At 66.7% G+C, this 7,152-nt stretch carries 8 protein-coding genes; 3 read left to right on the forward strand and 5 right to left on the reverse strand.

The genetic code is table 11. The annotated features are described in order from the left end of the window. Window positions 1-14 precede the first annotated feature (14 nt). The 3 genes from ACIBEJ_RS29415 to ACIBEJ_RS29425 form a co-directional block, all read right to left on the reverse strand. Window positions 15-371: a hypothetical protein gene (locus ACIBEJ_RS29415; RefSeq protein WP_397186075.1), complete on the reverse strand. Its 357-nt coding sequence runs from the start codon at window positions 369-371 to the stop codon at window positions 15-17. Window positions 372-805: 434 nt separating this feature from the next. Continuing rightward, entirely contained in the window at window positions 806-1,156 is a 351-nt protein-coding gene (locus ACIBEJ_RS29420; RefSeq protein WP_397186076.1) for a CBS domain-containing protein, read from the reverse strand. Window positions 1,157-1,472: 316 nt separating this feature from the next. After that, entirely contained in the window at window positions 1,473-2,744 is a 1,272-nt protein-coding gene (locus ACIBEJ_RS29425) for a cation:proton antiporter (protein WP_397186077.1), read from the reverse strand. A 377-nt stretch (window positions 2,745-3,121) separates the two neighbouring features. Here ACIBEJ_RS29425 and ACIBEJ_RS29430 point away from each other — a divergent pair, with 377 nt between their 5' ends. From ACIBEJ_RS29430 to ACIBEJ_RS29440, 3 genes are all read left to right on the forward strand, one after another. After that, window positions 3,122-3,553 (forward strand): Hsp20/alpha crystallin family protein, encoded by a 432-nt coding sequence (locus ACIBEJ_RS29430; protein ID WP_397186078.1) that lies wholly within the window; start codon window positions 3,122-3,124, stop codon window positions 3,551-3,553. Window positions 3,554-3,643: 90 nt separating this feature from the next. Then, entirely contained in the window at window positions 3,644-3,973 is a 330-nt protein-coding gene (locus ACIBEJ_RS29435; protein ID WP_397186079.1) for a MerR family transcriptional regulator, read from the forward strand. 183 nt (window positions 3,974-4,156) lie between these two features. Beyond that, window positions 4,157-4,837, forward strand: a complete 681-nt coding sequence (locus tag ACIBEJ_RS29440) for a tyrosine-type recombinase/integrase (protein WP_397186080.1) — start codon at window positions 4,157-4,159, stop codon at window positions 4,835-4,837. A gap of 135 nt (window positions 4,838-4,972) precedes the next feature. On the opposite strand, the gene ACIBEJ_RS29445 is transcribed toward ACIBEJ_RS29440, so the two are convergent. Together ACIBEJ_RS29445 and ACIBEJ_RS29450 are read right to left on the reverse strand one after the other, a co-directional pair. Next, window positions 4,973-5,839, reverse strand: coding sequence for a hypothetical protein (locus tag ACIBEJ_RS29445; RefSeq protein ID WP_397186081.1), 867 nt, complete (start codon window positions 5,837-5,839; stop codon window positions 4,973-4,975). 273 nt (window positions 5,840-6,112) lie between these two features. Beyond that, the gene (locus ACIBEJ_RS29450) at window positions 6,113-6,898 is read right to left on the reverse strand and encodes a transposase (RefSeq protein ID WP_397186082.1); all 786 of its coding nucleotides are present in this window, start codon (window positions 6,896-6,898) and stop codon (window positions 6,113-6,115) included. Window positions 6,899-7,152 lie beyond the last annotated feature (254 nt).

Consider the following 7,152-nt stretch of genomic DNA (forward strand, 5'->3'; position numbering starts at 1 on the left):
TCCGTCGGGCGCGTCTACGTCAGCGCGCTCAGGGCGCAAACCGTGGCCCAGCCCAGAGCGAAGCCTGCGATTCGCGCGCGGGCGCGGCGGCTGGTCAAGGCGCTGCCGAACACCGCGGCATCGCCCAGGTCTGAAGCCACCCGCGCGGCGATGGCCGTGCGCAACGCCACTCCCTCGGGTGCGGCCATCATGGCCGCGCCGATGGCCAGATCACGCGCGCCCACCGCAGCGATCAGCGTGGAGACGCCGGGCAATGGCTCACCCGCCGTATCGACCAGGTCACACGGCCCGGCCAGCAGCCTGGGCCGCACGATGATCGCGGCCGAGTAGAGCATGGTGATCGCGCCGAGAACGCGTGGCAGCAACGTCATAACCTCACGCCTGCCCTCACCGACGGCGCTAAACAACGCATAAACGACGCAGCGCGGGTGCCGCCTGCTTACGTGCCGCGGGCACACGCCCCGGCCGTCATCTCCCGGAGAGGCAGACACCATGGACCACGCCACACGCGGGCGTAGCCCCACCAATGGACAGCACCCCGTAGGTCGGGTGATCTTGACTGCTTGAGCGCGAGCACCAGCAGGGCTGCTCTCGCCTTCTGGTCCGACGACGGCTCCGTCTGGATCGCCCACGGCACCGGCAAGCCGGGAACATGCCACCTCGGCCAGATCGCCGTGAATGTGGGCCACGCAGTCTTCCGCCACGCGGACGGCGACCTCGCGCACGTAGGCGTCCAGGGCCGTGTACAGCAAGCATTGCCACGCCCGCTACGGAGGGGCGGCGAGGTCGGCCGCGAACGGCGAGATCACGCTCGTGCCGACTTTGCCAGCTCGTGCCCGTCGATCACCGGCAGACGGCGGACCTGGTGTCCGGCCATCGTGCGGAGAATCTCGCGGGCATCGTCGTCGGCGCCGATGGTGACCGGCTTGCCCTGGGCGAACTCGCCGGCCGTACAGGAAGCGGGGTCCTTGCCCTGAGCCAGGGACTTGATCACGATGTCGCGATCGGTGAGCATCCCCTTGAGACGGTTGTCGGAGCCGCAGATGGGCAGCGACCCGACGTCGAGCCTGGCCATCTTCTCAGCGGCGACGACGAGACTCTCACCGACATCCACGCATTCGGCGTTCGGGGTCATGATCTCTCGCGCGGTGGGCATGAGCCCTCCTTCGGGTGGGTGTCGGCTGCGGGTGCCACAAGCGCAGTTCGGCCCGATCAAGGTGCCGCCAGGGCAACCGGACGAGCGGTTCGTCTACCTGTCGGACGTGTTGCCCAACGCCTGGCAGGCCGTCGAGTACGCCGACCTCCCCGGCTGCGGCAGCGTCACCGTCCTCGGACTCGGCCTCGGGCCTCGGCCTCGGCCCGATCGGGCACATGGCCGCCCGTATCGCCCGCCACCGCGGTCACCGGGTGATCGCCGTGGACGGCGTACCCGAACGGCTGGAGATGGCCCGCGCCACGGCGGCGCGGACCGATCATGACCCGTGGCGTTGTCCCACCGGTGTCGGCTCGGGGACGCCGCGCAACCTATCCAGGTATCTCATGACCGGTGTCGCGGTGATTCCGTGCAGCGCGACGGAGGCGAGCACGGTGAAGGCGACCACCGCCCACAGCTCCTGTGCGGGCACGCCGAAATCGGCATGACCCAGTGCGTACGCCAGGTAGTACAGGGAGCCGATCCCGCGGATGCCGAACACGGAGATGACGGCGCGCTCACGCGAGCCCGCCGGTCCGCGCAGCTGGGCCAACCAGCCGGCCAGCGGTCGCACCAGCAGGAGCAGCAGCAGCGAGACGGCCACGCCACGCCAGGTCAGCGCGGCCAGCCCGCCGACCGCGACGAAGCCACCGAGCAGGAGCAGCAGCCACGCGGTGAACAGCCGCTCGACCTGCTCGATGAAGCCGTGCAGGATGCCGTTGTAGCCGTGGTCGCGCTCGGCGTTACGGATCGTGCAGGCGGTCACGAACACCGCGATGAAGCCGTAACCCTGGACGATCTCGGTCAGCCCGTAGGCGAGGAAGGTGGCCGCGAGCGCGACGAACCCGTCACGGTGCTCGGCCAGGCGCAGGTTCCTGGCGCTGGAGTGGAAGAACATCCGGCCGAGCAGGCGTCCGATGAGCAGCCCGCCGAGTACTCCCGCCGCCACCCGGTAGAGCACGTCGGTCAGCGCCCATTCCCCGGCCCAGGCCAGGCCGCCCACCGAGGCGAGCGCGACGGCCGCGTAGACCACCGGGAAGGCCAGGCCGTCGTTGAGGCCCGCCTCAGAAGTCAGCGCGAACCGGACCTCGTCATCGGCGTTCTCGGCGTCGACCGGCTCACCGACCTGCACGTCGGAGGCCAGCACCGGATCGGTCGGCGCGAGCACCGCGCCGAGCAGAAGAGCGGCCGCCAGAGGCCACCCGAGCAGCCAGGTCGCCAGGAACGCGACGGCGATGACGGTCAGCGGCATCGTCGCGCCGAGCAGACGCCAGGTCGACGACCACTTGCGCAGTCCGATCCGGCGGTTGAGCGCCAGTCCCGCACCCATGAGGGCGACGACCACGCACACCTCGGTGATGTGCTCGATCGCGACCCGGTGCGCGATCGGATCGGGCTTGGCCAGCGGGATCGGCAGCCAGAACAGCAGCATCCCGCCGATCAGGCACACCAGCGGCAGCGAGAAGGGTTGCCGGCGCAGCATTCCCGGCAGCGCGGCGGCCAACAGGGCACCGGCGCCGGCCAGCGCGAAGACGAGATCGACGTTGCTCACCTACGGCCCCTTCCCCACTGGCGGAAAACCTGCCTGATCCCGCCCAGACAGCATGATCACGATCTTCGGGAGGCCCCTGTACGCCGACCGGATCACCCCGGCTACCCAAGCCGGGTCATGCCGTGGCGACCGGGCCGGCCTCGTCGATTTCCTGGCGTTCACGGCGTCGGCGGGTCCAGCGGTGAGCGCCGGGGCCGAGGCGCTCACCGAACAGGTCAGGTTGATCCGTGCCGAGCATTCGGCGCGTAGGACCGCGGAACTCCATGAACGAGGGTCGGCTCATCCATCATGTGCCCACAGAGCTTTTCAATTGCTCTACAGCGAGGTAACATGCAACTGGATTTGCAGGTTACCTCTCATCGAAGGAGGCCATTCCGATGCTGTTGACCTCGATCGATCCGTTCGTCCAGGAGTTCGAGCGCCAGTTCAACCGGCTGGCGCGTCAGTCCTTCGACACCGGCGGCGCGCTCATGCCCATGGACGGGCTGCGCCGTAAGGACGACGTAGTCCTGCGCTTCGACCTGCCCGGCATCGACCCCGACTCCATCGAGGTCACCGTCGACCGCGGCGTCCTGTCGGTCAGCGCGCGCCGCGAGGAGGAGATCGTCGAGGACGAGCGGCTGTTCGTCCGCGAACGTCCGATGGGGACCTTCACCCGGCGCGTCTACCTGTCCGAGCACCTCGACAGCGAAAGGATCGACGCCGGCTACCACAACGGCGTGCTCGTCGTCCGCATCCCGGTGCTGGAGCGCGCCAAGCCGCGCAAGGTCGAGATCAGCCGCGGTGACTCGAAGGCGATCAAGGCCTGACTCGCTGGCAAGGGCGGGCCCCGGCTCGCGACCGACCCTGACGGGACACCGGGATGGTCCCGCGGCCCGCCCCAGCCAGGAGGCAAGCAGATGTCCCTGCCCTTCGACGATGAGCACGCACCGCTGTACTCGCTGGGCCAAGTCGCCGACATGCTCCACGTACAGCAGGCCTACCTGCGCCGGCTGGACCAGCATGATGTGGTCAGCCCCAGCCGCTCCCCCGGCGGCCAGCGCCGCTACTCCCGCCACGACATCGGCACCGTCCAGCACGTCGTGGCCATGACCGACGAAGGCATGACCCTCAACGCGGTACGCCGCATCCTCGAACTCGAACAGCAGGTCCGGCACCTGAACAACGAACTCCAGGCCGCCCGCCGCAGACTGGCCGCGAAACCGCGGGCGCAGGACCCCGACTCCTGATCACGTGTGGCTGATCCGGGTCCCGCCGCCAGGGGTGCCCACACCCCACTCGCGCCGGCAGGTCTGGATCCATCGCTCCACGAGGGAGTTCATCCGCGGCACACGTACGCCGCTCTTGATGATGCATACACCCGGCACCGGAGCAGGACGATGAGCCTCCGAGCACCGCGCAAGCTACCGCGGGTGCGCACGGTCGTCGAAGTACAGACGATCCTGGACGCGTGCGACCGGCTGCGCGACCGCTTCCTGTTCGCCCTTCTCTACGACAGCGGGACCCGCATCGGCGAGGCGCTGGGCATGCGGCATGCGGACCTGGCGGCCGCCGAACGTGCGGTGAAGGTGCGACCGCGGATCAATGACAACGGTGCCCGGTTCAAATCCCAGACACCGCGCACAATCCCGGTTTCGGCGGAGCTGATCAGGCTTTCTGCCGACTACCTGCACAGCGAGTACGGGGATCTGGACTCCGACTACCTCTTCGTCAACCTCTGGGCCGAACCCCGTGGTCACGCGCTGACCTATTCGGCGGTCTACGATCTGGTATCGGGATCGCCTTCGACCCGCACTGGTATCGGCACACCGCGGCGACGGTGCGGGTGCCGAGTATTACCTCACGGTGACGACTGTTTCTCGTTTCTGCGGCTGCTGTCCGCGAGCGATCGCGAGAAGGACATCGAGATCTTGGTGCGCCGGCATCAGCTGACCGTGCTGCAACGGCAGGTGAACAAGCCCGCGTTCACGCAGGAGGACCGGTTCGTCCTCGCGGGGCTGCTGCATCGTTTGCCGCACATCCAGCAGGCAGGTCATCGAGAAAGCGTCGTTCGTGATGGACGTCGTGGACAGCAGCTCAGGCGCTGCAGGTAATGACCACTCATGAAACATGCGTGGGGTTACGGTCTCCTGCACGAATTCCCCAAGCCGTCTTCACGGGAGATTGCGACGAGGTGTGAAAGCGCCCCTTCGGGGGGCGGTACTGCCGGGTTGTGTTCCTCGTCCAGGTCAACACCTGCTGGTCTTCGCATCGGGGACGGGGGTGGCAGTGGCCGCGGCGAGGCCGGGCTGGGCCCAGAGCAGGTAGGAGATGGCGCCGAAGTCTTCGGTGGGGCCGGCCCAGAAGACGCTGGTCACTTTCGGGACGGCGAGACCGTAGTGTCCGGCGTTGGTCCTGATACACCAGGCACGGTCCTTGTCACCGCCCTGCCAGTTCTGAAGTTTGCTCGTCCAAGCCGTGGAGGGAGTGGACATGCATGCGCTGAGCGTCGGCTGACCGGTTCCGGTGAACTTCGCGGCCGTCGCCCCGTTGATCAGCTCCGGGCCTACGTTGATGCCGAATGTTTTGATCCGAATGTCCGCTGTGTGGGTCTCAGGCGTGTCGGCCTGGAAGGTCTTGCCGGTGTCCAGGTCTTGGGAACCGTTCAGGTTGCCGGGGACGGTGCCGCGTACCGCGACGCTGTCGCCGCCTTTGGCGTCGGTGACGGCGACCTTCGCCGTGATGCCGGGCGGGATGATCACCTTGATCTGCCGCTCCTTGACGTAGAGATCCACGTGCTTGAGCAGCGCGCCGTTCACGCTGACCTTGAGCTCGTGATCAGTGTTGAGCTCGAACACGCTCGTCTTTTGCTGCCCTTGGAGCGTCTGTTCGATCAGCAGCCATGTCTTGTCCTTCGGCACCGTGTGGTCGATGAGGTATTTCGCCAGAGCGTCCACCGCGAACAGACCAAGGCTAACCGCGATACCCGGGATCGTCTTCGGTGCTGCCTCGGGCAGGACAGCCAAGACGATAGGCGAATAGGTCTCGTAGGCGCTGACGATCGGGCTCGGGGCGCAACCGGTTTGGTCGCAGCCCGAGACCAGGCCGCTGATCACAGCGCAGGTGAAAGCTACGGATGCCGCATGTCGAAACAAAGTCTGTCCCCAGCTAGCCGCGTTGACCAGCTTCAGGATCGTCCTGCAGCCGCGCCCTGGCAAGAGAAGGGCAACTCACATGGACGCCGGCCAACGATGAACTCTGGAACGAACGGTGGCCCTCGGTACCGGGGCATGACGAGCATCGGAACGGAAGTCCCGTTTAGCGGCGTGAAGTCGCCCTTCCTACCGTGACTTTCCGTTCGATGCGTCTAGCGCACATATTTCTGCACGTCACGGGGCTTGAGCAGCAACCGCCCGCTCAGTCACGTTAGGGAGCATTTGTATCCGCGCAGGAGAGGTTGCCGACGAGCGGGCACGGCTCTGAGACCCCGTGGTCGGGAAAGGTCTGTTCTTGCTGGTAATCGCGTTGTCCTGCGACATGGGCAACGGATTAGTGGGGTCTTGTCGAAGCGGAAGGCCAACCCTGCGCCATTCCTTGATCTGGTTGATGCGGCGTTCGGCCGTGTTGCGCTGCTCATACAGTTCTGGATCATGGCTGACCGGGCGACCACCATGGGAACCGCGGTTCTTACGCCCGACAGGTGGATCTTGGCGGTCAGCCCACCCCGAGAGCGGCCCAGCCCGGCTGCCGTCAGCCGGATGCGGCGCCGCCGGGCGTAACCGCCGGCGTTCGCCGTTGCGTTTCCCGTCGTCGCCGGGTTCGCCGTCTGGGGGGTTTTGCCCCCTTTGGCGTTCCAACACCTCAGGGTCCATGACCATCCCGGCGGCGTGGTGATGGGCGCGGACCGTGGTGGAGTCCACTCTGACAAGGTCAAAGCCGGCCTGCCCACGAGCAGCGGCCTCAGCGATCATCGCCTGCATCAGCTCCTCGAAGACCCCCGCCGTCGCCCAGGATCGGAACCGATCATAAACGGTGGACCACGGCCCGTACTCGACCGGCAGATCCCGCCACGGGCTGCCGGTGCGAAACCGCCACATCACCACGTTGAACTGCTGCCGCAAGTCCGGAATCGGACCGCGCTCCCCAAGGGCAGATGAGGATCGATCAAAGACCATTCATCATCGGTGAGCTCTCCACGCGCCATGGCGATGGCCTACCAGGACGGCAAGCCACCGCGCAGGCGAATCCCTCTGATCTCAACTTCGTACAGGCCCTAGGAGCTGTTCGGGGTTCGGATCATGTAGGTGAGGTGAGGAGTTTCAGCCACATGATCGAGCCTCGGAGGTGAAGTCCTGCCTCGTAGCTTTCCGGGGTCTTGTCATAGCGGGTTGCCAGGCCACGCCAGGTTTTGATCTTCTGGAAGCAGCGT

The sequence above is a fragment of the Nonomuraea sp. NPDC050790 genome (assembly GCF_044456745.1).
In the GTDB taxonomy this organism is placed as follows: Bacteria; Actinomycetota; Actinomycetes; order Streptosporangiales; family Streptosporangiaceae; genus Nonomuraea.

What these genes read in the sequence shown, in the direction of transcription:
- ACIBEJ_RS29415 (WP_397186075.1), bottom strand. Translation starts at nt 371, where the DNA reads ATGACGTTGCTGCCACGCGTTCTCGGCGCGATCACCATGCTCTACTCG.
- ACIBEJ_RS29420 (WP_397186076.1), bottom strand. Translation starts at nt 1,156, where the DNA reads ATGCCCACCGCGCGAGAGATCATGACCCCGAACGCCGAATGCGTGGAT.
- ACIBEJ_RS29430 (WP_397186078.1), top strand. Translation starts at nt 3,122, where the DNA reads ATGCTGTTGACCTCGATCGATCCGTTCGTCCAGGAGTTCGAGCGCCAG.
- ACIBEJ_RS29435 (WP_397186079.1), top strand. Translation starts at nt 3,644, where the DNA reads ATGTCCCTGCCCTTCGACGATGAGCACGCACCGCTGTACTCGCTGGGC.
- ACIBEJ_RS29450 (WP_397186082.1), bottom strand. Translation starts at nt 6,898, where the DNA reads ATGGTCTTTGATCGATCCTCATCTGCCCTTGGGGAGCGCGGTCCGATT.